A 25,735-nucleotide genomic window follows, 5' to 3' on the forward strand; every position below is an offset into this window, starting at 1 on the left:
GCTTCATACTCAGGCGGTCGCTTCGAGGAAGTCCTGGGCAAAGCGCTGCAGCACACCGCCCGCTTCGTAGATCGACACTTCCTCGGCGGTGTCCAGGCGGCAGGTCACCGGCACGTCAAGGCGCTCGCCATTGCTGCGGGTAACCACTAACGTCAGGGTCGCCCGTGGCGTACGCGCGCCCAGCACGTCATAGGTCTCGCTGCCGTCCAGGCCCAGGGTCTTGCGGTCGGTGCCCGGTTTGAACTCCAGCGGTAACACGCCCATGCCCACCAGGTTGGTGCGGTGAATGCGCTCGAAGCCTTCGGCGACGATTGCCTCGACACCCGCCAGGCGCACACCTTTGGCCGCCCAGTCACGGGACGAGCCCTGGCCGTAGTCCGCACCGGCAACGATGATCAGCGGCTGCTTGCGCTGCATGTAGGTTTCGATCGCCTCCCACATGCGGGTGACCTTGCCTTCCGGCTCGATACGCGCCAGCGAGCCCTGCTTCACGCTGCCATCTTCCTTGCGCACCATTTCGTTGAACAGCTTGGGGTTGGCAAAGGTGGCGCGCTGGGCGGTGAGGTGGTCGCCACGGTGGGTAGCGTAGGAGTTGAAGTCCTCTTCCGGCAGGCCCATTTTTGCCAGGTACTCACCGGCGGCGCTATCGAGCATGATGGCGTTCGATGGCGACAGGTGGTCGGTGGTGATGTTGTCCGGCAGTACCGCCAGCGGGCGCATGCCACGCAACGTGCGCTCGCCGGCCAGGGCGCCTTCCCAGTAGGGTGGGCGGCGGATGTAGGTACTCATCGGGCGCCAGTCGTACAGCGGCGCTACTTTCGGCCCACGGTCCTCCTCGATGGCGAACATCGGGATATACACCTTGCGGAACTGCTCCGGCTTGACCGCGGCACGCACCACGGCATCGATTTCTTCATCGCTGGGCCAGATATCCTTCAGGCGGATTTCCTTGCCATCGACCACACCCAGTACATCCTTCTCGATGTCGAAGCGGATGGTACCGGCGATGGCGTAGGCCACCACCAGCGGCGGTGAAGCCAGGAAAGCCTGTTTGGCATACGGATGGATACGCCCGTCGAAGTTGCGGTTACCCGACAGCACGGCGGTGGCGTACAGGTCGCGGTCGATGATCTCTTGCTGGATCACCGGGTCGAGGGCGCCGGACATACCGTTGCAAGTGGTGCAGGCGAAGGCGACGATGCCAAAGCCGAGTTGCTCCAGTTCCTTCTCCAGGCCGGCCTCTTCCAGATACAACTGCACGGCCTTGGAGCCTGGCGCCAGCGATGACTTGACCCACGGCTTGCGGGCCAGCCCCAGCCGGTTGGCATTGCGTGCAATCAAGCCTGCGGCAATCACGTTGCGCGGGTTACTGGTGTTGGTGCAACTGGTAATGGCGGCGATGATCACCGCGCCATCAGGCATTTGCCCCGGCACCTCCTCCCAGCTGCCGGCAATGCCTTTGGCCGCCAGGTCGCTGGTGGCCACGCGAGCATGCGGGTTGGACGGGCCGGCCATGTTGCGCACCACGCTCGACAGGTCGAAGCTCAGGGTACGCTCATAGACGGCAGCGCCCAGGCTGTCGGCCCACAGGCCGGCGGCCTTGGCGTAGGTCTCCACCAGCTTGACCTGCTGCTCTTCACGGCCGGTCAGGCGCAGGTAGTCGATGGTCTGCTGGTCGATGGCGAACATCGCTGCAGTGGCGCCGTATTCCGGGGCCATGTTGGAAATGGTGGCGCGATCGCCCAGGGTCAGGGCGCGGGCACCCTCACCGTGAAACTCCAGATATGCGCCGACCACCTTCTGCTTGCGCAGGAACTCGGTCAGAGCCAGCACCAGGTCGGTGGCGGTGATGTTCGGCGCCAGCTTGCCGGTCAGCTCGACACCGACGATTTCCGGCAGGCGCATCCAGGAGGCGCGCCCGAGCATCACGTTCTCGGCCTCCAGGCCGCCCACGCCGATGGCGATCACGCCCAGGGCATCGACATGCGGGGTGTGGCTGTCGGTGCCGACGCAGGTGTCCGGGTAGGCCACGCCACGGTCGTTATGGATCACCGGCGACATCTTCTCCAGATTGATCTGGTGCATGATGCCGTTGCCCGGCTGGATCACGTCGACGTTCTTGAACGCCTTCTTGGTCCAGTTGATGAAGTGGAAGCGGTCTTCGTTGCGGCGGTCTTCGATGGCGCGGTTCTTCTCGAAAGCCTGCGGGTCGAAACCACCGCACTCCACGGCCAGCGAGTGGTCGACGATCAGTTGCACCGGCACCACCGGGTTGACGGCAGCCGGGTCACCACCTTTATCGGCGATGGCATCACGCAGGCCGGCGAGATCGACCAGCGCGGTTTGGCCGAGAATGTCGTGGCACACCACGCGGGCCGGGAACCACGGGAAGTCGAGGTCGCGCTTGCGCTCGATCAGCTGGCTCAGCGAGGCGTCGAGCGTGGCCGGGTCGCAGCGACGCACCAGGTTTTCGGCGAGCACGCGGGAGGTGTATGGCAGGCCGTCGTAGGCGCCGGGCTTGATCGCCTCGACCGCCGCACGGGCATCGAAGTAGTCCAGGTCGGTGCCTGGCAGGTGCTTGCGGAATGCTGTGTTCATATCGTTATCAGGCTCGGTCACGGTATTCGGGGGCAGGTGCGGCTCAGGCCTCGGGAGCGCTACGCGCCCCTTTCGCGACACAAAGCCGCCCCCACAGGTACTGCGCCGTCCCTGTGGGATCGGCCTTGTGTCGCGAAAGGGCTGCGCAGCAGCCCCAGCAATCTCTGACTCAGCGCTGCTCGATCGGCACGAACTGGCGCTGCTCGACGCCGACATACTCGGCGCTCGGGCGGATGATGCGGTTGTTGGCGCGCTGCTCGAAGACGTGCGCCGCCCAGCCGGTCAGGCGCGAGCAGACGAAGATCGGGGTGAACAGCTTGGTCGGGATGCCCATGAAGTGGTAAGCCGAAGCATGGTAGAAGTCGGCGTTCGGGAACAGGCGCTTCTGCTCCCACATGGTCTTGTCGATGGCTTCGGAAACCGGGTACAGCACCTTGTCGCCCACTTCGTCGGCCAACTGCTTCGACCAGCCCTTGATCACCTCGTTGCGCGGGTCGGACTCTTTGTAGATGGCATGGCCAAAGCCCATGATCTTGTCCTTGCGCTCGAGCATGCGCAGCAGCTCGGCAGTGGCTTCCTGCGGGCTCTGGAAGCGCTCGATCAGCTCCATCGCGGCCTCGTTGGCGCCGCCATGCAGCGGGCCGCGCAGCGAGCCAATGGCAGCAGTAACGCAAGAGTACAGATCGGACAGGGTCGACGCGCAGACACGGGCAGTGAAGGTCGAGGCATTGAACTCGTGCTCGGCGTAGAGAATCAACGACACGTTCATGACCTTGACGTGCAGCTCGCTTGGCTTCTTGCCGTGCAGCAGGTGCAGGAAGTGGCCACCGAGGGTGTCTTCATCGCTGGTGCAGTCAATGCGTACGCCATGGTGGGTGAAGCGGTACCAGTAGCACATCACGGCCGGGAAAAGCGCCAGCAGGCGGTCGGTCTTGTCGCGCTGGGCCTCGAAGGTCAGTTCGGGTTCGAGGGTTCCCAGCACCGAACAGCCAGTGCGCATCACGTCCATCGGGTGGGCGTCGCGCGGGATGCGCTCCAGCACCTCCTTCAATGCTTGCGGCAGGTCACGCAGGCCCTTGAGCTTGCGTTTGTAGTCGGCAAGCTCGGCTTGGGTTGGCAGCTCGCCGTACAGCAGCAGGTAGGCGACTTCTTCAAATTCGGCACCGGCCGCCAGGTCACGTACATCGTAACCCCGATAGGTCAGCCCGGCACCGGCCTGGCCCACGGTTGACAGTGCAGTCTGGCCGGCCACCTGGCCACGCAGGCCTGCGCCACTGAGTACTTTTGCTTCGGCCATGGTGTTTCTCCTTTCTTGAATTTGTTATGGATGCTTTCTGGCTAATTCGGGAGATGTCGCTCAGCCCTTCTTCTGGGCAAACAACGCATCGAGGCTCTGCTCGAAGGCGTGATAGCCGATGGCATCGTAGAGCTCCATGCGGGTTTGCATGGTGTCGATCACGTTTTTCTGCGTGCCGTCACGACGCAGCGCGGTGTACACGTTCTCGGCCGCCTTGTTCATGGCGCGGAACGCCGACAGTGGGTACAGCACCAGCGACACGTCGACCGAAGCCAGTTCTTCGGTGGTGTACAGCGGCGTGGCGCCGAACTCGGTGATGTTGGCCAGAATCGGTGCCTTCACCCGATCGGCGAAAGTCTTGTACATCTGCAGTTCGGTGATGGCTTCCGGGAAGATCATGTCGGCGCCGGCCTCGATGCAGGCCTCGGCACGGTCCAGGGCAGCGTTCAGGCCTTCGACGGCCAACGCGTCGGTACGCGCCATGATCACGAAGCTGTCATCGCTGCGGGCATCCACGGCAGCCTTGATGCGGTCGACCATTTCCTGCTGGGTGACAATTTCCTTGTTCGGGCGATGGCCGCAACGCTTGGCGCCAACCTGGTCCTCGATATGGATCGCGGCAGCGCCGAACTTGCTCATCGAGCGCACGGTACGGGCAACGTTGAAGGCCGAGGCACCGAAGCCAGTGTCGACATCCACCAACAGCGGCACGTCGCAGACATCGGTGATACGGCGCACGTCGGTGAGCACGTCGTCCAGGCCACTGATGCCCAGGTCCGGCAGGCCCAGGGAACCTGCGGCCACGCCTCCACCGGACAGGTAGATGGCCTTGAAGCCGGCACGCTTGGCCAACAGGGCATGGTTGGCATTGATGGCGCCAACCACCTGCAGCGGATGTTCAGCGGCAACGGCATCGCGGAAACGCTGACCGGGGGTGCTCTTCACAGTCATTTCTCACCTCGTGGGCTGTTGTTGTGGGCGTCCAGATAGTGGCGCTCGATATTGCGTTTGGATGCACCGATATGGCGGCGCATCAGGAGCTCGGCCAGTTCGCCGTCACGGTCGGCGATGGCATCGAGAATGCGGTGGTGCTCGGCAAAGGCCTGACGCGGCCGGTTGGGCGTGGCGGAGAACTGGATGCGGTACATGCGCACCAGCTGGTACAGCTCGCCGCAGAGCATCTTGACCAGGGTCTGGTTACCGCTACCCTGAATAATCCGGTAGTGGAAGTCGTAGTCGCCTTCCTGCTGGTAGTAACCCAGGCCGGCCTGGAACGCAGCGTCGCGCTCGTGGGTGTCGAGCACCCGGCGCAACTCGTCGATGTCGGCCTGGCTCATGCGTTCGGCCGCCAGCCGGCAGGCCATGCCTTCCAGGGACTCGCGAATTTCGTACAGTTCGATCAGCTCGGCGTGGTTGAGCGACACTACCCTCGCCCCTACATGCGGCACGCGCACCAGCAGGCGCTGGCCTTCAAGGCGGTGGATAGCCTCGCGCAGCGGCCCACGGCTGATGCCATAGGTGCGCGCCAGTTCCGGCTCGGAAATCTTGCTGCCGGGGGCGATTTCACCCTTGACGATGGCCGCCTGGATGCGCCGGAAGACGTTTTCGGAAAGTGTTTCCGTTTCGTCTGCCAGCACTGGGCCAGGGGTGGAAAGGTCCTGCATATTGTCGACACCTTGAAAAACTCTTCGCCAGAAATTAACCAACAGAGCCCATCAAGTCAAAGACAAAATGAATATTGTCGACAATCGTCTAAGAACGAACTATCACCGCCTTGATGCTGTCAGATCGCGCACCGCTGGCGTCAAGACGTCGGCGTGATAGAATGCCGCGCCTCCAATGGGGTATGGATAGCCTGTCTGTCATACATTCATGCTTGTTGACAGATACACGAGGAAGCTTGCGCAGCCGTTGCCAGTCGCCTTGACCCGAACCTTGCCTAGAACCTTGCACTGCACCGCGCCAGGATTATGAGACTTACACCCGTTTTATTGCTGCTATGCCTCACCCTGCTGCCGGCCCTTGGCCAGGCTGCGGGCAAGACCGTGTATGGTCTCAACGAATACGCACAGCTGGGCGACCTGAACCTGGAAGTGGCCGCCAAGCTCGACACCGGTGCCAAGACCGCGTCGCTCAGCGCCCGCGACATCAAGCGGTTCAAGCGCAACGGCGAAAGCTGGGTACGCTTCTACCTCGCCATCGATGCGGCCCATTCGCACCCGATCGAACGCCCACTGGCACGCGTAAGCAAGATCAAGCGCCGGGCTGGCGACTATGATGCCGAATCGGGCAAGGCCTACACGGCCCGCCCGGTCATCGAACTCGAAATCTGCATGGGCCAGGCCATGCGCACCATCGAAGTGAACCTCACCGACCGCAGCGCCTTCCAGTTCCCGCTGCTGATCGGCTCCGAGGCGCTCAAGCACTTCGACGCGCTGGTTGACCCAAGCCTTAAATATGCGGCCGGCAAACCTGCCTGTGCCACCGACGCTCCCAAAGCAGAGTAATCCCGATGCGCTCTCTTACCCTCCATCTGAAAGTCCTGATCACCGTACTGGTGCTATTGGGCGTGGCGGTCACGGCTTATCAGATCTTCTTCCTCGGCATCCCGGTGACCGAGGATGAAACCGACGACCTGTGGAACATCGACGCCAAGGTCGAGTTCGTGGCCAGCACCAAGGACCCGGTCAAGGTGCAGATGTTCGTGCCGCCGCTGAACCGCGACTACGTCAGCCTGAACGAGAGCTTCATCTCCAACAACTACGGGGTCAGCGTCAACCGCGCCGACGGCAACCGCAAGGTCACCTGGTCGGCCCGCCGCGCCAGTGGCAACCAGACCCTCTACTACCGCCTGGTGCTGACCAAGCGCTACAGCAACGAGAAGACCACGGTCAAAGGCCCGACCTTCCGTGACAGCCTGGCCGTCGAAGGCCCCGAGAAGATCGCCGCTGAAGCCCTGATGGCACCGATCCGCCAGCACTCGGCCGACGTCGAAACCTTCGTCAGCGAGACCATCAAGCGGGTCAACAACCTCAACGATGACAACGTCAAGCTGCTGCTGGCCGGCGACACTTCGGCCATGAAGAAGGCCCAGATCATCGACCTGCTGCTGTCGATCGCCCACGTGCCGATGGAAAAGGTGCACACCATCCGCCTGGTCGCCGACACCCCGCAAACCCCGGAACTGTGGCTGCGCAGCTTCAACGGCAACGACTGGCTGTACTTCAACCCGGACACCGGCGAGCAAGGCCTGCCGAGCGACCGCCTGCTGTGGTGGACGGGTGACGACAACCTGATCACCGTCGATGGCGGCAAGAAGGCCAACGTCACCTTCAGCATGAACAACAGCGAGATGAACGCCATCCGCCTGGCCAAGCTGACCGACGAGAACACCGACGCCGACTTCCTCGAGTACTCGTTGTACGGCCTGCCGCTGCAAACCCAGCAAACCTTCATGATCATGGTCATGATCCCGATCGGCGTGCTGGTGATCCTGGTGTTGCGCAACCTCATTGGCCTGCAGACCCTGGGTACCTTCACACCGGTACTGATTGCCCTGGCCTTCCGCGAGACCCAGCTAGGCTTTGGCATCGTGCTGTTCACGGTGATCACCGCCCTGGGCCTGTCACTGCGCTCGTACCTGGAACACCTCAAGCTGCAGATGCTGCCACGCCTGTCGGTGGTGCTGACCTTCGTCGTGGTACTGATCGCCGCCATCAGCCTGTTCAGCCATAAACTGGGCCTGGAGCGCGGGCTGTCGGTGGCGCTGTTCCCGATGGTGATCCTGACCATGACCATCGAACGCCTGTCGATCACCTGGGAAGAGCGTGGCGGCGGCCATGCCATGAAAGTGGCCATCGGCACCCTGTTCGCCGCCTCGGTGGCACACCTGCTGATGATGGTGCCGGAACTGGTGTACTTTGTATTCACCTTCCCGGCCGTACTGCTGATCCTGGTGGGCTTCATGCTGGCGATGGGCCGTTATCGCGGCTACCGCCTGACCGAGCTCGTGCGTTTCAAGGCTTTTCTGAAGAAGGCTGACGCCTGATGTTTGGCCTGATCAAGACGTGGAAAGCCCTGGAGGCCCGGGGCATCATGGGTATCAACCGGCGCAACGCGGACTACGTGTTGAAGTACAACAAGCGCCACCTGTACCCGATCGTCGACGACAAGATCATCACCAAGGAGCGTGCCCTGGCGGCCGGCATCCATGTGCCGGAAATGTACGGCATCATCGAGACCGAAAAAGAGATCGAGAAGCTCGACCAGATCATTGGCGGACGCAACGATTTCGTCATCAAGCCGGCACAGGGCGCCGGCGGTGACGGCATCCTGGTGATCGCCGACCGCTTCGAAGACCGCTACCGCACGGTGTCGGGCAAGATCATCAGCCATGAGGAAATCGAGCACCAGATTTCCAGCATCCTCACTGGCCTGTACTCGCTCGGCGGGCACCGCGACCGCGCGCTGATCGAGTACCGGGTGACCCCGGACCAGATCTTCAAGAGCATCAGCTACGAAGGCGTGCCGGATATCCGCATCATCGTGCTGATGGGCTACCCGGTAATGGCCATGCTGCGCCTGCCAACCCGCCAGTCCGGTGGCAAGGCCAACCTGCACCAGGGCGCCATTGGTGTGGGTGTGGACCTGGCCACCGGCGTGACCCTGCGTGGCACCTGGCTGAACAACATCATCAGCAAACACCCGGACACCACCAATGCGGTGGACGGCGTGCAGCTGCCGAACTGGGACGGTTTCATGAAGCTGGCCGCCGGCTGTTACGAGCTGTGCGGCTTGGGCTACATTGGCGTGGACATGGTGCTGGACCAGGAAAAGGGGCCGTTGATTCTGGAGCTCAATGCCCGCCCGGGGCTGAACATCCAGATTGCCAACGACTGCGGTTTGACCCAGCGTACCCATGCCATCGAGGCGCATATCGAAGCGCTGGCCAAGGACGGCGTGACCGAGGATGCCGAGCAGCGGGTACGGGTCGCGCAAGAGCTGTTTGGGCACGTACCCAACCGCTGAGATACCGGGGGCTGCATTGCAGCCCCTAATGCAGGATCAGCCTTGTGCTGCGAATGGGCCAAACACAATGTTGAATGTCGCGCCCAGTGCTAGGCGCTTTTCCTACACAGGTCTACAATCGCCCTCCTCGCTTTTACATCGCCGTCCACACTGATGCCGACCTGTACGCTTTACCCCCTGCCCTACCAGCCCGACCCTGCCGCCTATTTCGCCCGCCTGCGCCAGGCCCCCGGCGCAATTCTGCTCGACAGCGCCCGCCCTGGCGCCGAACGCGGCCGCTTCGACCTGCTCAGCGCCTGGCCGCTGCAACAGTTGCGAGCGCACCCGCACGAAGAAGGCCGCGCCTTCCTTCAGCGCCTGCGGGTCGGCCTGGCTCAACTGGGTTACGCCGACTTGCCCGACGGTGTAGAACTGCCCTTCGCCGGCGGCCTGATCGGCTACCTGAGCTATGACTTCGGACGCCGCCTGGAACACCTGCCAAGCCAGGCCGTGGACGACCTCGGCCTGCCAGACGCCCAACTGGGCCTGTACGCTTGGGCATTGGTCAGCGACCATCTGCTCGGCACCAGCCAACTGGTGTTTCACCCAAACCTGGCAGCTGACGAACGCCAACGCCTGATCAGCCTGTTCCAAGGCGCAATCAACGCCGAAGCCGGCGAGTTCCAGCTGCTCGCGCCGATGGCCGGCGACCTGCAGCCCGAGCAGTACAAAGCAGCCTTTGACCAGGTACAACGCTACATCCAGGCCGGTGACTGCTACCAGATCAACCTCACCCAACGCTTCCGCGCCCCCTGCCAGGGCGACCCGTGGCGCGCCTACCAGGCCCTGCGCCAGGCCTGCCCAACGCCGTTCTCCGGCTACCAGCAACTGGCCGACGGCAGCGCCTTGCTGAGCTTTTCGCCTGAACGCTTCATTCGCGTCAACCAGGGCCAGGTGGAAACCCGCCCCATCAAGGGCACCCGCCCACGCGCCAGCGACCCGACCGAAGACACGCGCAATGCCGAAGAGTTGCTGCACAGCCCCAAGGACCGCTCGGAAAACCTGATGATCGTCGACCTGCTGCGCAACGATTTGGGGCGCACCTGCAAAATCGGTTCAGTGCAGGTACCGGAGCTGTTCAGCCTGGAGAGCTACCCCAACGTCCACCACCTGGTCAGCAGCATCACCGGCCAGCTGGCCAGCGACAAGGACGCGCTGGACCTGATCGGCGACAGCTTCCCCGGCGGCTCGATCACCGGTGCACCGAAAATCCGCGCCATGCAGATCATCGACGAGCTGGAGCCATCGCGCCGTGCGCTGTACTGCGGCTCTCTGCTGTATGTGGATGTGCGCGGCGAGATGGACAGCTCCATTGCCATTCGCAGCCTGCTGGTCAAGGACGGCCAGGTCAGTTGCTGGGGCGGCGGCGCGGTGGTAGCCGACTCCGAGTGGCAGGCCGAATATGAAGAGTCGATCGCCAAAGTGCGGGTGCTGATGCAAACCTTGCAGGGCTTGTGAGTCCGTCTAGCCCGCGTTTTTTTGTTACCATCACCTCATTACGAGCGCACAGCGCCACAGCCAAGATGGAAACCGCCTGATGAGCCAACCCTTCGACGTCGCCGCCCTGGCCGCGACCTACGCCAACAAGTCCCCACAGGACATTCTCAAGCTCGCGTTCGAGCATTTTGGTGATGACCTGTGGATCTCCTTCAGCGGCGCCGAGGACGTGGTGCTGGTCGACATGGCCTGGAAGCTGAACAAGCAAGTCAAGGTGTTCAGCCTCGACACCGGTCGCCTGCACCCGGAGACCTACCGGTTCATCGACCAGGTACGCGAGCAGTACAACCTGCCGATCGAAATCCTCAGCCCTGATCGGGCCAAGCTCGACCCGTTCGTCAAGGAAAAGGGCCTGTTCAGCTTCTACAAGGATGGCCATGGGGAGTGCTGCGGCATTCGCAAGATCGAGCCGTTGCGCCGCAAGTTGGCCACCGTCAGCGCTTGGGCTACCGGCCAGCGCCGCGACCAGAGCCCAGGCACCCGCAGCCAGGTGGCGGCACTGGAAATCGACAGTGCCTTCTCCACCCCTGAACGTACGCTGTACAAGTTCAACCCGCTGGCGCAGATGAGCAGTGAAGAGGTGTGGGGCTATATCCGCATGCTTGAACTGCCTTACAACAGCCTGCATGAGCGCGGCTTCATCAGCATTGGTTGCGAGCCGTGCACCCGGCCGGTGCTGCCGAACCAGCATGAGCGTGAAGGGCGTTGGTGGTGGGAAGAGTCGACGCAGAAGGAATGCGGGTTGCACGCGGGCAACCTGATCAGCAAGGCTTGAAATAGCCGGGGCTGCTATGCAGCCCCAGCATTCTTGAATCAGTGCACTGGCAGTTCGACGCCTTCGAAAAGTTCTTCCAGCTCCTGCTTGTTATGGCACTGAATCGCCTTGGCCATCACTTCGCGGGTCAGGTGCGGGGCGAACTTCTCGATGAAGTCGCACATGAAGCCACGCAGGAAGGTGCCACGGCGGAAGCCGATCTTGGTAATGCTGGCTTCGAACAGCTCGCTGGCGTCCAGGGCCACCAGGTCACTGTCGAGCTTGGCATCCACGGCCATGCCAGCAACGATGCCCACGCCCAACCCCAAGCGTACATAGGTCTTGATCACGTCGGCGTCAGCCGCGGTGAATACAACTTTCGGCGTGAGGCCTCGGTGGTTGAAGGCTTCGTCCAGCTTCGAACGCCCGGTGAAACCGAACACGTAGGTAACGATCGGGTATTCGGCAACGGCTTCCAGGGTCAGCTTCGGCAGCTTGGCCAGTGGGTGACCTTGCGGCACCACCACGCAACGGTTCCACTTGTAGCACGGCATCATGATCAGGTCGCCGAACAGTTCCAGCGCCTCGGTAGCGATAGCGAAGTCGACCGTACCGTCCGCAGCCATCTCGGCAATCTGCATGGGTGAGCCCTGATGCATGTGCAGGGACACTTCCGGGTATTGCTTGATGAAACTGCTGATTACCGGCGGCAGTGCATAACGCGCCTGGGTATGGGTAGTGGCAATGGACAGCGTGCCCTTCTTCTCGTTGGAGAACTCCTGGGCGATCTGCTTGATGCTCTCGACCTTGCGCAGGATTTCGCCTGCGGTATTGATGATGCGCTCACCGGCCGGAGTAACGCGGGTCAGATGCTTGCCACTGCGGGCAAAGACTTCAACACCCAGTTCGTCTTCGAGCAGGCGGATCTGCTTGCTGATACCTGGCTGGGAGGTATACAGGCTCTGCGCCGTCGCGGAGACGTTGAGGTCATGGTGCGCCACTTCCCAGATGTAGCGCAGTTGTTGAAGCTTCATAGGTTCCCCTCGGTTCAGCGATGAGTCCGCGGCAGCAGGCAGCGACGATATATAACTATATTAGTGGTTCTGGAAATAAATCTAGAACTATTTTGTTACGCGCTAGTCGGAAATGGCCTACAGCCATCTTCATGTTTTCCTACGCCCCAGGTGCTGCGCCAAAGGCACCATGTACACCGGCACCGGCGACAATTGCAGCAGCCGCACCGCCGTGCGCCCCAGCGGTACGTCCACCCCGGCACCGGCGCTGTGGCTACCGAATATCAACAGGTCGACGCTTAGCCGCTGCGCCTGGTCGAGAATCACTTGGGCCGGGTCGCCCTGCCGTACCCGCACGGCTTTGATCACCGCCAGATCGGCTTCTTCACCTAGCTCGTCGCGAAAGCTTTCCAGTACCCGCTGCTCTATATTCGCCATCACCGTGTTCACGCCTTGGCTATGCAACTGGTCGAGCGTCTGCTCATCGAGGTAGCTTTGCAGGAGGGATTCGGCGAACTGGCCCATCGGCTCTACCGCGTGAATCACATACAATTCGGCGTTGAACGTGCGCGCCAACGCCAGCGCGTGCTGCATCACGAAAGGGGCGTAGACACCGAGGTCGGTGGCGTACAGCATGGAGCGGATCATTCGACCTCCTCGACTGCCGCAGCGGCAGAGCAAGCTTCAGCTTAGCAGCGCGCCGGATGCACGCTTTGCCGTCCGGCGCGCTGCTGGCGTGGGCTGGAGCGACCCACAGCGAGTGCCGCCAAGGCCGAAGCCGCCTTCAGTGGGGCCGATCACTGCTGTCGATGAAACTCAGCGCCTGATACAGCATCTCCATGCGTGGCAGGCTGCACCCCGCCGCCCGAGCGTGTGCCAGCGGCTCGGCATAGATAGCCTGCAGTTCAAGGGGGCGCTGGTGGGCATGGTCGTGGTACATGCTCGGCCAGTAGTCGGGCATGCGCTCGGTCACCTGGAACAAGTGCTCGGCGTAGCCCTCCGGTAACACATGGCCACAGGCTTCCGCCCCCTGCACCACCTCGGCCATCAAGGCCTGGATCAGCTCGCGACTATGGCGCTCGGCCATCAGCGGCGTGGTGCTCGCCCCCAGCAGCACCGACAGGCCGTTGTAAGGCACGTTCCACACCAACTTCTGCCAGCGAGCCAGGGCCAGGTTCGGCATAGCCTGCGAATCGATGCCCGCGGCCTGGAACAACCCGGCGCCTTCCGCGACCAGCGCGGCGCCACCATCAATGGCCGGCCCGCTGTGGTACCCCAGATTGACCGCACCTAGAGCCTGGTGACGGATTACACCCGGTGCCTGGCGATTGACACAGATGAAGCACAGGCCGCCGAGCAGATGCATGTCGCTGCGCAAGGCCGAGCGCAACTGCTCCTCCACACCCAGGCCATTCTGCAACAGCACCACCTTGGCGCCGGGCGCAGCGGCCTGGACGATCAACGGCGCAAGCTGCGCGTTGCTGGTGGCCTTGGCGCCGATCAGCAGCCAGTCACACGGCGGCATGTCGGCGGCATTGACGTAAGCCTGCACCTTCATTTGCAGCGTGCCATGCACGGCACTGTCCAGGCTAAGCCCCTGCTCGCGAACGGCCTGATACTCGCTGCGCAGCAGAAAATGCACATCGAAACCGGCCCGGGCCAGCATCAACCCATAAAAGCCGCCAATGGCGCCACTGCCGATGATGCCGATGCGCGGGGTGTTCGAATGCATGCCAATCTCCAGCTATAGGGTCAGCCCTCTTTTTACACAGGTTGAGACGCGCTGGGCAGCCCATTCGCGCGCAACCCCCTCGAACAGGGAAAAACCCCACAATGACTGGGCTTAGCCCATTGTCGCGCCACCTGTAACGCGCTAAGGTTCGGCTCCCCGCTGCGATTATTCTTGCTGCTGGGCCGCACGGGGATTGTTGGCGGCCGGCACCCGTGACCTGACGAGTAACACGATGGCTGATTTACCGATCGATGACTTGAACGTTGCCTCCAACGAGACCCTGATCACCCCTGATCAGCTCAAGAAGGAAATCCCCCTCAGCGCCAAGGCCCTGCAGACCGTGACTGCCGGCCGTGAAGTGGTGCGCAATATTCTCGACGGCAAGGACCATCGCCTGTTCGTCGTGGTCGGCCCTTGCTCGATCCACGACATCAAGGCCGCCCACGAGTATGCCGAGCGCCTGAAAGTGCTGGCCGAAGAAGTGTCCGATACGCTGTACCTGGTCATGCGCGTGTACTTCGAAAAGCCACGCACCACCGTCGGCTGGAAAGGCCTGATCAACGACCCATACCTGGATGACTCGTTCAAGATCCAGGACGGCCTGCACATCGGCCGCCAGCTGCTGCTGGACCTGGCTGAAATGGGCCTGCCGACTGCCACCGAGGCGCTCGACCCGATTTCCCCGCAGTACCTGCAAGACCTTATCAGCTGGTCGGCCATTGGTGCCCGCACCACCGAGTCGCAAACCCACCGCGAGATGGCCTCGGGCTTGTCCTCGGCGGTCGGCTTCAAGAACGGCACCGACGGCGGCCTGACCGTTGCCATCAACGCTTTGCAGTCGGTGTCCAAGCCGCATCGCTTCCTGGGTATCAACCAGGAAGGCGGTGTATCGATCGTTACCACCAAGGGCAACCCTTACGGCCACGTGGTACTGCGCGGCGGCAACGGCAAGCCGAACTACGACTCGGTCAGCGTTGCCCTGTGCGAACAGGACCTGGCCAAGGCCAAGATCAAGGCCAACATCATGGTCGACTGCAGCCATGCCAATTCCAACAAGGACCCGGCCCTGCAACCGCTGGTCATGGAAAACGTTGCCAACCAGATCCTCGAAGGCAACCAGTCGATCATCGGGCTGATGGTCGAAAGCCACCTGAACTGGGGCTGCCAGTCGATACCGAAAAACCTGGACGAGCTGCAGTATGGTGTGTCGATCACCGACGCCTGCATCGACTGGTCGGCTACCGAGAAGACCCTGCGCAGCATGCGTACCAAGCTGAAAGATGTGCTGCCGCAGCGCAAGCGCGGCTAAGCATTGCAACAACGAAAAACGCCGGGCAATGCCCGGCGTTTTGGTGTCTGGTGCCTGCTCAGGCTTTGCTCGAATGCCGCTGCTGGCGCTCCATGTAGCGCTCCACATACGAGCAGGACGGAATCACCGTGTAGCCCATCTGCTCGGCGTACTCCAGGGCTCGTTCGGTCAAAGCGGCAGCGATCCCGCGGCCGCGCAGGGCGTTGGGCACGAAGGTGCGATAGATGTCCAGCGTCTGCTTGCCCAAATCCATGTACGTCAGATAGGCACGATGACCGTCCACGTTGGTCTCGAACTGATGACCCGCCTGGTCATGGTGGATGGTCAGCGCTTCGCTCATCACTACTCCTTGCAGGTCTTCTCGGCAGACCCATACCTTAACCGATGGTTGTTTATCCGGCACAGAATCTCTACGCCACCTGTTGCCCCTTCGACCACTGGACGATTGTAATCGTTCGGATCCTCTGGCACTCACAAGATAGTAGGCGCCGCGAGCGTGATTGCTCAAGGTGGCGGCGGTTAAAAATGGCCAAAATGGCATCAGGGCGACTTTCCCCATCCCACCCAACAGCCGCCGGATGTTCTAGGGCTTAAGACGCTGAGGGACAGTTAAAGTCACCCTTAGTTCAACAAAAAAGTTCCTGTACTACAATCGCTTGCGAACCCTGCACGTTTTTTTCACAGAAGCGTCGCAAATCTTGTCGGCGCAGGGTCAAGCAACATTTTTTTTGCAGTTCTTGCGCTCTGTCAGTTTACTTACTACAAGTAATGGGTACTATGTACGCCGGCCAGTTTCTCTTTCCTGAGAGATGGCTATTTAATAGAAAGTCCTTGAAGGGGAACACGATGAACAACGTTCTGAAATTCTCTGCTCTGGCTCTGGCCGCAGTTCTGGCTACCGGTTGCAGCAGCGTATCCAAAGAAACCGAAGCTCGTCTGACTGCGACTGAAGACGCAGCAGCTCGCGCTCAAGCTCGTGCTGACGAAGCCTACCGTAAGGCTGACGACGCACTGGCAGCCGCTCAGAAGGCTCAGCAGACCGCTGACGAAGCCAACGAGCGCGCTCTGCGTATGCTGGACAAAGCCAGCCGCAAGTAATAATCCTCACGGATTGTTAAGAAGCCGACCCACTTGTGGGTCGGCTTTTTTATTGCCTGTGAAACGGGCAAACACGTCAGGCGGGTACGAAAAGGCCTGCACTAAGGCAGGCCCGGGTGTGTCGCGATTACCTTACTGCAGTTCGGGCGGAATGCTCGTAACCATTGGTGTGCCACCCTGGTTTTCCACGGGCACGGCAATTTCTACCGGCATGCCATCTTCTGCAGCCACCACGTCTCGCACCATGTCCCAGTTCATGCGCAGGTTATTGGCCAGGTCTTCGCGCTTGAGCAAGGCATTGATAACGGCGGTGTGTTTGTCCACCACTGACGGGTTACCCTGATCATCCAGCGGCGTGTGTGCCTCAAGATAGACCTTGCCGCCACTGATACCAAACTTGTACGGTTCGTTGATGATGCGTACCGGAGTACCCACCGGCACCATCTTCGACAGTTCCAGCACGTTGTTGTTGAGCATGCGGAAGCAACCGTGGCTGGTACGCATGCCAATGCCGAACTTCTTGTTCGAACCGTGGATCAGGTAGCCCGGCACGCCCAAGGTGAACTTGAACGGCCCCAGCGGGTTGTCCGGGCCAGCCGGCACCACGGCGGGCAGGATGTCACCATCCGCTGCGTGCTCTTTGCGAATCGAGGCAGGCGGCGTCCAGGTCGGGTTTGGCGTCTTGGCAGTGATCTTGGTGTTGGCGATCGGCGAACCCCAACCCTCCCGGCCAATACCCAGCGGGAAGGTATGTACCACGTTCTGCCCTTTCGGGAAGTAATACAGGCGGTACTCGGCCAGGTTGATGACGATGCCTTCACGCGGGCCCGGCGGCAAGACGTAACGGGTCGGCAGGATGATTTCGGTGCCGGCGCCCGGCAGCCAGGGGTCGACGCCCGGGTTGGCGGCAATCATTTCCAGGTAGCCGAGGTCGTTGGCGGTGCCGATATCGGCGAACGTGTCCTCGTACTTTGCCTTGATCACATGCACCTGGCCGACGATGTCTTCACCGGGCGGTGGCAGTGGCAGCTCCAGCGCAGCAGCGGGGCCCGCTACCAGCAGGGCGGCCAGGGACAGGCTACGGGTGACGGCAGGAAAGCGCGGCAACATCCGGTAAATCCTTCGAAAGGTGGGTCAAGAGGATCGATTGTACACCCGCGCCAGTGCAAGCGGGAGGCATTGGCGTCATGCAAGCGTTTCAGATGATGAAAGGTGCTTGCCGTTCAGCTGCCATGCAGCTCAGGCCACACCGGGCGCATGCCGCGTCGCTGGGCATCGAGGATGGCACGGCATAGGTCACACAGGCGGCCATCGCGGTAGATCGAGCGCGGCACCCCCGACCAGCGCGGCTGCGCAGGTAGCAGACCACCGCACAAGGTACGGTCGACTGGCACACCCAGCTCAAGCTGGCGGGCCACGAGGTGAACACGGATTTCCTGGCAGGCGAACAAGTCGAGCTGCTCGTCAGGCTCGATCAGTTGGTAGGCAAACAGGGACCAGGCAGGGCGCGGCATTGGGGGCACTCGAAACGGGGGGCGCAACATTAGCCGAAAGGCGCCCTCGTTTAAAGCTTCACAGCAAGGGTTTTATCGCTGGCCAGGCATTTTCCAGCAGGCGCTGCTGGGCACCCTGCGCCGGATGGATGCCGTCGGCCTGCATTAGCTCAGGCACGCCCCCTACCCCTTCAAGGAAAAACGGCACCAAGGGCACCTGCTTGTCCGCTGCCAGCTGTTCATACACGTTGGCAAATGCGGTGGTGTAGCGCACACCATAATTGGGCGGTAGGCGCATGCCCAACAAAAGTACCTTGGCACCGGCCTGGCGCGAACGCTCGATCATCGACGCAAGATTTTGTTGCAATTGCGCGGGCGGCTGCCCGCGCAGGCCATCGTTACCGCCCAGCTCCAACACCACCAGGCTGGGTTTATGGGCTGCAAGCAGCGCCGGCAGCCGTGCCTGGCCGCCTGCGCTGGTGTCGCCGCTGATCGATGCATTGACCACTTTGTCATCGAAACCTTCGTCCTTGAGGCGGGTCTGCAAGAGAGACACCCAACCCTGGCGGGTATCCAGGCCAAAACCGGCGCTGATACTATCGCCAACAATCAGCAGCGTTCCCGCCGCCGCGCTCTGGGCCAGGCAATACAGGGCCAGACCGGCACTCAACCACCACACTCGCATCGGATTCTCCATGAGCCCCAGCATTCTCGTTGCGCAGAACCTTAGCAAAGTGGTCCCCAGCGCGGAAGGCGACCTGACCATCCTCCACGCACTTTCCCTTGATCTCACCCAGGGTGACAGCTTGGCCATCGTCGGCGCCTCGGGCTCTGGCAAGTCGACCCTGCTCGGCCTGCTCGCGGGCCTCGACCAGCCCAGCGCTGGCAAGGTCATTCTCGCCGGCCATGACCTGGGGCCACTGGATGAAGACCAGCGCGCCCGTGTGCGCGCCGAACATGTGGGCTTCGTGTTCCAGTCGTTCCAACTGCTCGACAGCCTCAATGCGCTGGAAAACGTCATGCTGCCACTGGAGCTGGACGGCCGCCGCGATGCACGCGAACAGGCGCGCACCCTGCTGGAACGGGTCGGCCTCGGCAAGCGCCTGAGCCACACCCCACGCCAACTGTCGGGCGGCGAGCAGCAGCGGGTGGCCATCGCCCGCGCCTTCGCCGCACAGCCTGCGGTGTTGTTTGCCGACGAACCCACCGGCAACCTCGACAGCCACACGGGTGAGCGCATCAGCGACTTGCTGTTTGAATTGAACAAGGAGCGCGGCACCACCCTGGTGCTGGTCACCCATGACGAACGCCTGGCCCGGCGCTGCCGCCGCCAGATCCGCCTGGACGCGGGGCGCCTGGTGACCTCGGTGGAAGCCTGATGAACCACATGCCGTTATCCCGCCTGTGCGGCCTGGCCCTGCGCCAGTTGCTGCGCGACATTCGCGCCAGCGAAGTACGCGTGCTGTTCTTCGCCCTGCTGGTGGCGGTGGCAGCCAGCACCGCCATCGGCTATTTCGGCGCCCGCCTTAACGGTGCCATGCAACTGCGCGCCAGCGAATTCCTGGGTGCCGACCTGGTGCTGCAGGGCAGTGCCCCCGCCCGCGAGCAACAGATCGATACCGGCACGGCACTTGGCTTGCGCCACGCGCAGGTGGTCGAGTTCACCAGTGTGGTGGGCGGCGATAACGGCATCCAACTGTCCAGCGTCAAGGCCGCCGACGGCACCTACCCATTGCGCGGGCAAGTACGCAGCGCGCCGGCACCTTACGCCGAGGAAACGCCTGGCGGCGGCCCTGCTCCTGGCGAGGCGTGGGTCGAACCACGCCTGCTGGCGGCACTGGGGCTGGCGATTGGTGACAGCATCGACGTAGGCATGAAAACCCTGCGCATGAGCCGCGTGCTGACCTACGAGCCAGACCGCGCCAACAACTTCTACAGCCTTACCCCGCGCGTGATGATGAACCTGGCCGACCTGGGGGCAACCGGCGTGATCCAGCCGGGCAGCCGGGTCACCTACCGCGACCTGTGGCGCGGTGATGCCGAGGCACTGGCCCGGTACCGCCAAGCCGTGGAAAAAGACCTGGCCGCCAACCAGCGCCTGCGCGACACCCGCGATGGCAACCAACAGATCGGCGGCGCGCTGGGCAAGGCCGAACGCTACCTGAACATGGCCAGCCTGGTGGCCGTGCTGCTGGCCGGCGTGGCTGTGGCCCTCTCGGCCAGCCGCTACGCCGCACGCCGCCTGGACGCCAGCGCCCTGCTGCGCTGCCTGGGGCTCTCACGCCGCCAGGCTCTGGGCTTGTATTGCCTGCAGTTGGCCATGCTCGGCCTCGTCGCCGCCTTTGCCGGCGCCCTGCTCGGCTGGCTGGCTCAGTTGGGCCTGTTCCGCTTGCTGCACGGCCTGCTGCCAAGCGTGGTACCGGCCGGTGGCATCATCCCGGCGCTGGCCGGTATCGGTACCGGGCTGGTTGCACTGGCCGGCTTCGCCCTGCCGCCAATTGCCGCCCTGGGCCAAGTTCCGCCACTGCGGGTACTGCGCCGTGATCTGTTACCGATACCACCCAGCAGCTGGTTGGTGTACGGCGCCGCTCTGTTTGCCCTGGGCCTGATCATGTGGCGCCTGAGCCTCGACTTGCTGCTCACTTTCGCCCTGCTCGGCGGCGGCCTGGTCGCTGCACTATTGCTCGGTGGCCTGCTGTTACTCGGATTGCGCAGCCTGCGCCAGCTGCTGGCCGGCGCGCCACTCACCTGGCGCCTGGGGCTCGGCCAGCTGTTACGCCACCCCATGGCTGCCGCCGGCCAGGCCCTGGCCTTCGGCTTGATTTTGCTGGCCATGGCCCTGGTCGCCCTGCTACGCGCAGAACTGCTCGACACCTGGCAAGCGCAGTTGCCCAAGGATGCGCCGAACCATTTCGCCCTGAACATCCTGCCGGATGACCGCGAACCGTTCGCTCAACGCCTGCACCAGGTCAACGCCACTTCAGCGCCGCTGTACCCGGTGACGCCCGGGCGCCTGGTGCAGATCAACGAGCAGCCGGTACAGCAGATCGTCAGCAAGGACTCGGCAGGCGAGCGCGCCGTACAGCGCGACCTCAGCCTGACCTGGGCCGCCGAATTGCCCGAAGGCAACGCGCTGACCGCCGGCAGCTGGTGGCAAGCCTTGCCAGCCGACAACGAAATCCCCGGGGTATCGGTGGAAGCGGAACTGGCCAGCAGCCTGAAACTGCACATGGGCGACCTGCTGACCTTCGACATCGGCGGCCAGCAGCGCCAGGCCCGCGTCAGCAGCCTGCGTAGCGTGCACTGGGACAGCTTCCAGCCGAATTTCTACATGATCTTCCAGCCCGGCACGCTACAAGGGCTGCCGACCACCTACCTGACCAGCTTCTACCTGGCACCGGGGCATGACCTGGATGTGGTGGCACTGTCACGGGCGTTTCCGGCAGTGACCATCCTGCAGGTGGATGCCTTGCTCGACCAGCTGCGCAGCATCCTCGCCCAGGTGACCCTGGCGGTGGAGTATGTGCTGCTGTTCGTACTGGCGGCCGGGCTGGCGGTGCTGTTCGCAGGCTTGCAGGCCACACTGGACGAACGCATTCGCCAGGGCGCCTTGCTGCGCGCCCTGGGGGCGGCGCGGCCGTTGCTGGTCAAGGCTCGGCGTATCGAATTCGGTTTGCTGGGAGCGGCCAGCGGGCTGTTGGCTGCAGTGGGCTGCGAACTGATTACCCTGGTGCTGTACCGCTACGCCTTTGACCTGCAATGGAGCCCACATCCGTGGTTGCTGGTGTTGCCGCTTGCGGGGGCGTTGCTGGTGGGGGGTGCGGGGGTACTGGGGACGCGACGGGCCTTGAATACTAGCCCGCTGGCGGTTCTACGCGACACTTGATGGCTGCCTGTGCCCGCGAAGAGGCGGGCACAGGTAACGTCAACTCATCACCCGTAGCTGATGCTGTTCACATACCAGGTCGCTTCACCAGTAGGTGTATGCACCACCACCTCATCGCCCTCCTCCTTCTTCAACAAGGCGCGGGCCATGGGCGAGTCGATCGAAATGTAATCGTTGCGCCCGTAGATCTCGTCATAGCCGACAATGCGAAACTTCATGGTCTCGCCCTCATCGTTCTCGATTTCGACCCAGGCACCGAAAAACACTTTGCCCTCCTGCTGCGGCGAGTACGCCACCACCTTCACATCTTCAAGGCGCTTGCGCAGGTAACGCACTCGGCGGTCGATTTCGCGCAGTAGCTTCTTGTTGTACTGATAGTCGGCGTTCTCGCTACGGTCTCCCAGCGACGCCGCCCAGGCGACTTTCTGGGTGATTTCCGGCCGATACACCCGCCACAGGTGGTCCAGCTCCTTCTTCAGCGCCTCATGGCCTTCCGTGGTGATGATGTTGGTGCTCAACAGCGCACTCCTCAGCGGCGGGTAATCAGGCCTTGGCGCGCGATGCGGGTGAGGTGGCCGATGACTTCGGCAGCCTCCTCCAGCGCTGGCGCCTGGATCACGGCCAGGTCGAAACGGTCAGTGCCATACTGCGCGAGGTAGCAGCCGCTATCGGCGAACTGAATCAGAAAGGCACGCGCCTGGCCCTTGCGCCGTGACAGGCCTTCGAGATGACGCAAAAGGGTGGGCTGATGCTGGCCGCCGAGCAGGATGCGCGGTGTGCGGGACGCCTGGTTGGCAGGCAAAGGGCTCAAACAGACACTGGTACGTGGGCAACTCATGGAGCTTCTCTCCGCCTCGCGAATCCCGCTGGGCAGCGGTGGGAGGCGTCACCGAACCAGCGCTTTAGCGGTATTTCGGATGGCCCGGAGGTGGGGCTTTCCTGCGCCCCGCAAGTAGCTGTTTAAATCGGCGCAGGCGGTATGCTAGAGCTACAAGCGGCAAGATACAAGCCTCAAACCGATCACTTTCGGCTTGAGGCTTGCATCTTGCCGCTTGCGCAGTATCAGCGGGCGATCAGGCGGTCGAGCGAGAAGCGGCCTGCGCCTTCGATCATGACGGCAACGGTACCGGCCAGCAGCGCCAAGGCGAACTCATAGCCGTTGTTGGACATGAACAGGCCATTGCCGATGTGCACCGAGAAGATCGCCACCACCAAGGTCACGGTCAGCGCCAGCGCCGCTGGACGAGCCAGCAGGCCAACCACCAGGGCCAGGCCGCCGAAGAACTCGGCACTACCGGACAGCAGGGCCATCAGGTAACCCGGGGCCAGGCCGATGCTTTCCATCCATTGGCCGGTGCCTTCCAGGCCATAGCCACCGAACAGGCCGAAGAGTTTTTGCGCACCATGCGCCATGAAAATGATGCCGACCAGGATGCGGATAACGCTGAGGCCAGCGCCAGCACGGGTAGAGAACAGGGCGTTGAGGGTAGTGTTGTTCATGTCGAAGCGTCCTTGAAGCGAGGAAGTTGTGTTGGGATGGGCGCCATCATAATCAATTCTACTGATATGAAAATCGCAAAAAGCCCAACATAACAATCTACAAATTCGATACATCAACGCTTCGCTACGCGCTCCAGCGCGACCCGTTCGCGGTTGAACGCCAGGTAGTATTTGTTGACGCTGTTGACGAAATTGACTGGCCCCATACCCACCTGCTCCATGGCGATGCGTTCGGTCTGGAAAAACCACTGGTTACCGTTGAGCCCACGCCGCCGAGCCTCGGCGCGCATGGCCTGGACCCGCTCGGGGCCAAGATTGTAGGCTGCCAGCACAAAGGCCATGCGCTCACGCTCGTTGATCTTGGCACTGGCGAAGAACTTGCGCCGGATAAGCGCCAGGTATCGAGCACTGGCCTGGACATTGCCATCCACCGTCGCGGTGTTGCTCACCCCCACGCGCTGGGCGGCCGAAGGGGTGATCTGCATCAGGCCATGGGCACCACCGGTGCCGCGTGCGGCCGGGTTGAGCGTCGACTCCTTGAAGGCCAGCGCAGCCAGGTTGAGCCAGTCGATCTGCTGCGCCTGGCCATGCTTCTGCAGCACCGCCCGCACCGAGGCCAGGCGCTGGCGGTCCTTGCTGGCCAACGGGTTGTGCACCCGATACTGACGGCGGTAGATGCGCTCGAACGCGGCATCCTGGTTGTCAGGCGCGCGGTAACCTTGCAGGAAGTGATCGACCGTCGCCAACAATTGCGGCGCATCACGCCCCACATACCAGCGCATGGCTTGCGGCGCCCCCAGGTGCACCCGGCTGTCCAGGCGCAGGCGCGGCATAACCCGCGCCCATCGGCGGGCAATTGGCTGCTCGACTACGGTCAGGTGGTAGATGCCAGCCTGCACCATCTCCAGCACGTCCTCCACCGCCAGCGTCGAATCGACCCACTCCACCTTGATTGGCGGCCGCTTGCGCAGCGCCAGTTGCTGGTTGACCTGCTGGATCATTGGCCCGGCGGCGCTGGCGCTGGTTAAGGCCACGGTACGCCCGGACAACTGCTCGACCTTGCTGAAGCTTCGCTCGCCTTTACGCCCGACCAGCATCAACGGCACCTGGTCGAGTATCGGCGCACTGCTGCTGACGCCGCGCACCGTGCTGGGGTCGAGCAGTTCGCCAGGCGCAGCCAGGTCACCCTCGCCACGGGCCAAGGCGCCCAGCAACTGCTCCTTGGCCCTTGGGATGAGCTTTAGCTGGATCTGCTGGTCGTCGGCGGTACGAGCATTGAGGTAATGCTCCAGGGCACGCAGGCGATAATACTCAATGCCGACCGGCTCGCCCTTGACCTCACCCGAGCTGTTGCGGCTCTGGTTGACCAGCACCCGCAGCACTTTGCTGGTGCGAATTTGCTGCAGGTCACGCACCTTGGCTGGCGGAATATTCTGCTGCGGCCCCGGCGCGCGCGCCTGTGCCGGACCGGCAAGGACCAGCCCGAGCGTCAGCAGGAAAACAAGCCAGCATCGCAGCATGCGCAAACGTGTCCGTGGTCGGTGGGCGGCATCCATGGGTTGCACCGCCAAGTGATAAATGACGGTAAAAGACCACGGCAACAGCATGAAGTTCTTGGTTTTTTCAGAAAAACGCGGTTTTTGCTATGCTGGCCGCCCCGCGGCACGAGATAGCACCATGCAACTGATCGATATCGGCGTCAACCTGACCAACAGCAGTTTCCACGACCAACAGGCAGCAATCGTCGAGCGCGCACTTGAGGCCGGGGTTACGCAAATGGTGCTGACAGGCACCAGCCTGGCCGTCAGCGAACAGGCGTTGGCGCTGTGCCAGCAGCTGGACCCGAGCAGTGCGCACCTGTTCGCCACGGCCGGCGTGCACCCTCATGACGCCAAAGCCTGGGATGCCGACAGCGAGCGCCAGCTGCGCCTGTTGCTGAATGAACCGCGCGTGCGCGCCGTGGGCGAATGCGGCCTGGATTTCAACCGCGACTTCTCCCCTCGCCCGCTGCAGGAAAAAGCCCTGGAAGCCCAGCTGGCCTTGGCTGTGGAGCTGCGCCTGCCGGTGTTCCTGCACGAGCGTGATGCCAGCGAACGCTTGCTGGCAATCCTCAAGGATTACCGCGACCACCTGACCGGCGCGGTGGTGCACTGCTTTACCGGTGAGCGCGAGGCATTGTTCGCCTACCTGGACATGGACCTGCATATCGGCATTACCGGTTGGATCTGCGACGAACGCCGCGGCACCCACCTGCACCCTCTGGTGGGCAACATTGCGCAAGGCCGGCTGATGCTGGAAAGCGACGCGCCCTACCTGCTGCCGCGCAGCTTGCGGCCCAAGCCGAAAAACGGCCGTAACGAGCCGGCGTTTCTGCCGGAGGTCTTGCGCGAAGTGGCCCTGCATCGAGGTGAGTCGGCCGAGCAGACCGCGGCGCATACCACAGCGACGGCGCGGGCATTTTTCCAAATCTGAATTTGACGCATATCAACAA

The 25,735-nt window shown here is 62.6% G+C and carries 25 protein-coding genes; 10 read left to right on the plus strand and 15 right to left on the minus strand.

From position 1 onward, the window contains the following. Window positions 1-9 precede the first annotated feature (9 nt). The 4 genes from acnD to APH35_RS02500 all read right to left on the minus strand — a co-directional run bounded on the left by acnD (window position 10) and on the right by APH35_RS02500 (window position 5,559). Window positions 10-2,598 carry a Fe/S-dependent 2-methylisocitrate dehydratase AcnD gene (gene acnD, locus APH35_RS02485; protein ID WP_060514149.1) on the minus strand — a complete coding sequence of 863 codons (2,589 nt, stop codon included), beginning with the start codon at window positions 2,596-2,598 and terminating at the stop codon, window positions 10-12. A gap of 169 nt (window positions 2,599-2,767) precedes the next feature. Then, the gene (gene prpC / locus APH35_RS02490; protein ID WP_060514150.1) at window positions 2,768-3,895 is read right to left on the minus strand and encodes a bifunctional 2-methylcitrate synthase/citrate synthase; all 1,128 of its coding nucleotides are present in this window, start codon (window positions 3,893-3,895) and stop codon (window positions 2,768-2,770) included. 60 nt (window positions 3,896-3,955) lie between these two features. After that, on the minus strand, window positions 3,956-4,846 hold the full coding sequence (prpB, locus tag APH35_RS02495; RefSeq protein ID WP_060493053.1) for a methylisocitrate lyase: 891 nt from the start codon (window positions 4,844-4,846) through the stop codon (window positions 3,956-3,958). Beyond that, window positions 4,843-5,559 carry a GntR family transcriptional regulator gene (locus APH35_RS02500; protein ID WP_012271590.1) on the minus strand — a complete coding sequence of 239 codons (717 nt, stop codon included), beginning with the start codon at window positions 5,557-5,559 and terminating at the stop codon, window positions 4,843-4,845. The genes prpB and APH35_RS02500 overlap by 4 nt, the downstream gene beginning before the upstream one ends. 306 nt (window positions 5,560-5,865) lie before the next feature. Between APH35_RS02500 and rloA the strand changes: the two genes are divergently transcribed. The 5 genes from rloA (at window position 5,866) to APH35_RS02525 (ending at window position 11,234) form a co-directional block, all read left to right on the plus strand. Continuing rightward, window positions 5,866-6,402, plus strand: a complete 537-nt coding sequence (gene rloA, locus APH35_RS02505) for a retropepsin-like aspartic peptidase RloA (RefSeq protein WP_012271589.1) — start codon at window positions 5,866-5,868, stop codon at window positions 6,400-6,402. Between the two features lie 5 nt (window positions 6,403-6,407). Next, window positions 6,408-7,943, plus strand: coding sequence for an osmotic stress tolerance membrane protein RloB (gene rloB, locus APH35_RS02510; RefSeq protein ID WP_012271588.1), 1,536 nt, complete (start codon window positions 6,408-6,410; stop codon window positions 7,941-7,943). After that, window positions 7,943-8,923: an alpha-L-glutamate ligase-like protein gene (locus APH35_RS02515; protein WP_060514151.1), complete on the plus strand. Its 981-nt coding sequence runs from the start codon at window positions 7,943-7,945 to the stop codon at window positions 8,921-8,923. The genes rloB and APH35_RS02515 overlap by 1 nt, the downstream gene beginning before the upstream one ends. Window positions 8,924-9,076: 153 nt before the next feature. Next, a complete protein-coding gene (gene pabB, locus APH35_RS02520) occupies window positions 9,077-10,420 on the plus strand; it encodes an aminodeoxychorismate synthase component I (RefSeq protein WP_060514152.1) in 1,344 nt (447 codons plus the stop codon). 79 nt (window positions 10,421-10,499) lie between these two features. After that, window positions 10,500-11,234 carry a phosphoadenylyl-sulfate reductase gene (locus tag APH35_RS02525; protein WP_003250299.1) on the plus strand — a complete coding sequence of 245 codons (735 nt, stop codon included), beginning with the start codon at window positions 10,500-10,502 and terminating at the stop codon, window positions 11,232-11,234. Between the two features lie 38 nt (window positions 11,235-11,272). Here the strand turns inward: APH35_RS02525 and cysB are convergent, their stop codons facing one another. The 3 genes from cysB to APH35_RS02540 all read right to left on the minus strand — a co-directional run bounded on the left by cysB (window position 11,273) and on the right by APH35_RS02540 (window position 13,958). Then, entirely contained in the window at window positions 11,273-12,247 is a 975-nt protein-coding gene (gene cysB, locus APH35_RS02530) for an HTH-type transcriptional regulator CysB (RefSeq protein ID WP_010953293.1), read from the minus strand. 129 nt (window positions 12,248-12,376) lie between these two features. Beyond that, window positions 12,377-12,874, minus strand: coding sequence for a universal stress protein (locus APH35_RS02535; protein ID WP_060493055.1), 498 nt, complete (start codon window positions 12,872-12,874; stop codon window positions 12,377-12,379). A gap of 136 nt (window positions 12,875-13,010) precedes the next feature. Beyond that, window positions 13,011-13,958, minus strand: coding sequence for a putative 2-dehydropantoate 2-reductase (locus APH35_RS02540; protein ID WP_060514153.1), 948 nt, complete (start codon window positions 13,956-13,958; stop codon window positions 13,011-13,013). A 232-nt stretch (window positions 13,959-14,190) separates the two neighbouring features. On the opposite strand from APH35_RS02540, the gene APH35_RS02545 reads away from it, so the two are divergent. Further along, the gene (locus APH35_RS02545; protein ID WP_012271583.1) at window positions 14,191-15,267 is read left to right on the plus strand and encodes a 3-deoxy-7-phosphoheptulonate synthase; all 1,077 of its coding nucleotides are present in this window, start codon (window positions 14,191-14,193) and stop codon (window positions 15,265-15,267) included. Window positions 15,268-15,325: 58 nt separating this feature from the next. On the opposite strand, the gene APH35_RS02550 is transcribed toward APH35_RS02545, so the two are convergent. After that, a complete protein-coding gene (locus APH35_RS02550) occupies window positions 15,326-15,607 on the minus strand; it encodes a GNAT family N-acetyltransferase (RefSeq protein WP_003250290.1) in 282 nt (93 codons plus the stop codon). Between the two features lie 506 nt (window positions 15,608-16,113). On the opposite strand from APH35_RS02550, the gene oprI reads away from it, so the two are divergent. Further along, a complete protein-coding gene (gene oprI, locus APH35_RS02555) occupies window positions 16,114-16,365 on the plus strand; it encodes an outer membrane lipoprotei OprI (RefSeq protein ID WP_003259780.1) in 252 nt (83 codons plus the stop codon). Between the two features lie 132 nt (window positions 16,366-16,497). Here oprI and APH35_RS02560 read toward each other — a convergent pair whose 3' ends face one another. From APH35_RS02560 to APH35_RS02570, 3 genes are all read right to left on the minus strand, one after another. Beyond that, window positions 16,498-17,475, minus strand: a complete 978-nt coding sequence (locus APH35_RS02560; RefSeq protein ID WP_012271581.1) for a L,D-transpeptidase family protein — start codon at window positions 17,473-17,475, stop codon at window positions 16,498-16,500. A gap of 113 nt (window positions 17,476-17,588) precedes the next feature. After that, a complete protein-coding gene (locus APH35_RS02565) occupies window positions 17,589-17,879 on the minus strand; it encodes a hypothetical protein (protein WP_012271580.1) in 291 nt (96 codons plus the stop codon). Between the two features lie 58 nt (window positions 17,880-17,937). Continuing rightward, a complete protein-coding gene (locus tag APH35_RS02570) occupies window positions 17,938-18,543 on the minus strand; it encodes an arylesterase (protein ID WP_041166452.1) in 606 nt (201 codons plus the stop codon). Between the two features lie 10 nt (window positions 18,544-18,553). Between APH35_RS02570 and APH35_RS02575 the strand changes: the two genes are divergently transcribed. Continuing rightward, on the plus strand, window positions 18,554-19,237 hold the full coding sequence (locus tag APH35_RS02575; RefSeq protein ID WP_012271578.1) for an ABC transporter ATP-binding protein: 684 nt from the start codon (window positions 18,554-18,556) through the stop codon (window positions 19,235-19,237). Next, window positions 19,237-21,744, plus strand: a complete 2,508-nt coding sequence (locus APH35_RS02580; RefSeq protein WP_060514154.1) for an ABC transporter permease — start codon at window positions 19,237-19,239, stop codon at window positions 21,742-21,744. The genes APH35_RS02575 and APH35_RS02580 overlap by 1 nt, the downstream gene beginning before the upstream one ends. A gap of 47 nt (window positions 21,745-21,791) precedes the next feature. Here APH35_RS02580 and greB read toward each other — a convergent pair whose 3' ends face one another. The 4 genes from greB to APH35_RS02600 all read right to left on the minus strand — a co-directional run bounded on the left by greB (window position 21,792) and on the right by APH35_RS02600 (window position 24,764). Continuing rightward, entirely contained in the window at window positions 21,792-22,262 is a 471-nt protein-coding gene (gene greB / locus APH35_RS02585) for a transcription elongation factor GreB (RefSeq protein WP_012271576.1), read from the minus strand. Window positions 22,263-22,273: 11 nt separating this feature from the next. Beyond that, window positions 22,274-22,582 (minus strand): hypothetical protein, encoded by a 309-nt coding sequence (locus APH35_RS02590; protein ID WP_012271575.1) that lies wholly within the window; start codon window positions 22,580-22,582, stop codon window positions 22,274-22,276. 224 nt (window positions 22,583-22,806) lie between these two features. Further along, complete coding sequence (locus APH35_RS02595) at window positions 22,807-23,244, minus strand: DoxX family protein (protein WP_012271574.1); 438 nt, start codon at window positions 23,242-23,244, stop codon at window positions 22,807-22,809. A gap of 113 nt (window positions 23,245-23,357) precedes the next feature. Continuing rightward, the gene (locus APH35_RS02600) at window positions 23,358-24,764 is read right to left on the minus strand and encodes a transglycosylase SLT domain-containing protein (protein ID WP_060514155.1); all 1,407 of its coding nucleotides are present in this window, start codon (window positions 24,762-24,764) and stop codon (window positions 23,358-23,360) included. 157 nt (window positions 24,765-24,921) lie between these two features. On the opposite strand from APH35_RS02600, the gene APH35_RS02605 reads away from it, so the two are divergent. Continuing rightward, window positions 24,922-25,716, plus strand: coding sequence for a TatD family hydrolase (locus APH35_RS02605; RefSeq protein WP_060514156.1), 795 nt, complete (start codon window positions 24,922-24,924; stop codon window positions 25,714-25,716). The last annotated feature ends 19 nt before the right edge of the window (window positions 25,717-25,735 follow it).

It is taken from the genome of Pseudomonas sp. NBRC 111132 (genome assembly GCF_001320565.1).
Classification (GTDB): domain Bacteria; phylum Pseudomonadota; class Gammaproteobacteria; order Pseudomonadales; family Pseudomonadaceae; genus Aquipseudomonas; species Aquipseudomonas putida_P.

Coding starts and splice junctions, on each gene's coding strand:
- acnD (WP_060514149.1), bottom strand. CDS start 2,598: ATGAACACAGCATTCCGCAAGCACCTGCCAGGCACCGACCTGGACTAC.
- prpC (WP_060514150.1), bottom strand. CDS start 3,895: ATGGCCGAAGCAAAAGTACTCAGTGGCGCAGGCCTGCGTGGCCAGGTG.
- prpB (WP_060493053.1), bottom strand. CDS start 4,846: ATGACTGTGAAGAGCACCCCCGGTCAGCGTTTCCGCGATGCCGTTGCC.
- APH35_RS02500 (WP_012271590.1), bottom strand. CDS start 5,559: ATGCAGGACCTTTCCACCCCTGGCCCAGTGCTGGCAGACGAAACGGAA.
- rloA (WP_012271589.1), top strand. CDS start 5,866: ATGAGACTTACACCCGTTTTATTGCTGCTATGCCTCACCCTGCTGCCG.
- rloB (WP_012271588.1), top strand. CDS start 6,408: ATGCGCTCTCTTACCCTCCATCTGAAAGTCCTGATCACCGTACTGGTG.
- APH35_RS02515 (WP_060514151.1), top strand. CDS start 7,943: ATGTTTGGCCTGATCAAGACGTGGAAAGCCCTGGAGGCCCGGGGCATC.
- pabB (WP_060514152.1), top strand. CDS start 9,077: ATGCCGACCTGTACGCTTTACCCCCTGCCCTACCAGCCCGACCCTGCC.
- APH35_RS02525 (WP_003250299.1), top strand. CDS start 10,500: ATGAGCCAACCCTTCGACGTCGCCGCCCTGGCCGCGACCTACGCCAAC.
- cysB (WP_010953293.1), bottom strand. CDS start 12,247: ATGAAGCTTCAACAACTGCGCTACATCTGGGAAGTGGCGCACCATGAC.
- APH35_RS02535 (WP_060493055.1), bottom strand. CDS start 12,874: ATGATCCGCTCCATGCTGTACGCCACCGACCTCGGTGTCTACGCCCCT.
- APH35_RS02540 (WP_060514153.1), bottom strand. CDS start 13,958: ATGCATTCGAACACCCCGCGCATCGGCATCATCGGCAGTGGCGCCATT.
- APH35_RS02545 (WP_012271583.1), top strand. CDS start 14,191: ATGGCTGATTTACCGATCGATGACTTGAACGTTGCCTCCAACGAGACC.
- APH35_RS02550 (WP_003250290.1), bottom strand. CDS start 15,607: ATGAGCGAAGCGCTGACCATCCACCATGACCAGGCGGGTCATCAGTTC.
- oprI (WP_003259780.1), top strand. CDS start 16,114: ATGAACAACGTTCTGAAATTCTCTGCTCTGGCTCTGGCCGCAGTTCTG.
- APH35_RS02560 (WP_012271581.1), bottom strand. CDS start 17,475: ATGTTGCCGCGCTTTCCTGCCGTCACCCGTAGCCTGTCCCTGGCCGCC.
- APH35_RS02565 (WP_012271580.1), bottom strand. CDS start 17,879: ATGCCGCGCCCTGCCTGGTCCCTGTTTGCCTACCAACTGATCGAGCCT.
- APH35_RS02570 (WP_041166452.1), bottom strand. CDS start 18,543: ATGCGAGTGTGGTGGTTGAGTGCCGGTCTGGCCCTGTATTGCCTGGCC.
- APH35_RS02575 (WP_012271578.1), top strand. CDS start 18,554: ATGAGCCCCAGCATTCTCGTTGCGCAGAACCTTAGCAAAGTGGTCCCC.
- APH35_RS02580 (WP_060514154.1), top strand. CDS start 19,237: ATGAACCACATGCCGTTATCCCGCCTGTGCGGCCTGGCCCTGCGCCAG.
- APH35_RS02590 (WP_012271575.1), bottom strand. CDS start 22,582: ATGAGTTGCCCACGTACCAGTGTCTGTTTGAGCCCTTTGCCTGCCAAC.
- APH35_RS02595 (WP_012271574.1), bottom strand. CDS start 23,244: ATGAACAACACTACCCTCAACGCCCTGTTCTCTACCCGTGCTGGCGCT.
- APH35_RS02600 (WP_060514155.1), bottom strand. CDS start 24,764: ATGCTGCGATGCTGGCTTGTTTTCCTGCTGACGCTCGGGCTGGTCCTT.
- APH35_RS02605 (WP_060514156.1), top strand. CDS start 24,922: ATGCAACTGATCGATATCGGCGTCAACCTGACCAACAGCAGTTTCCAC.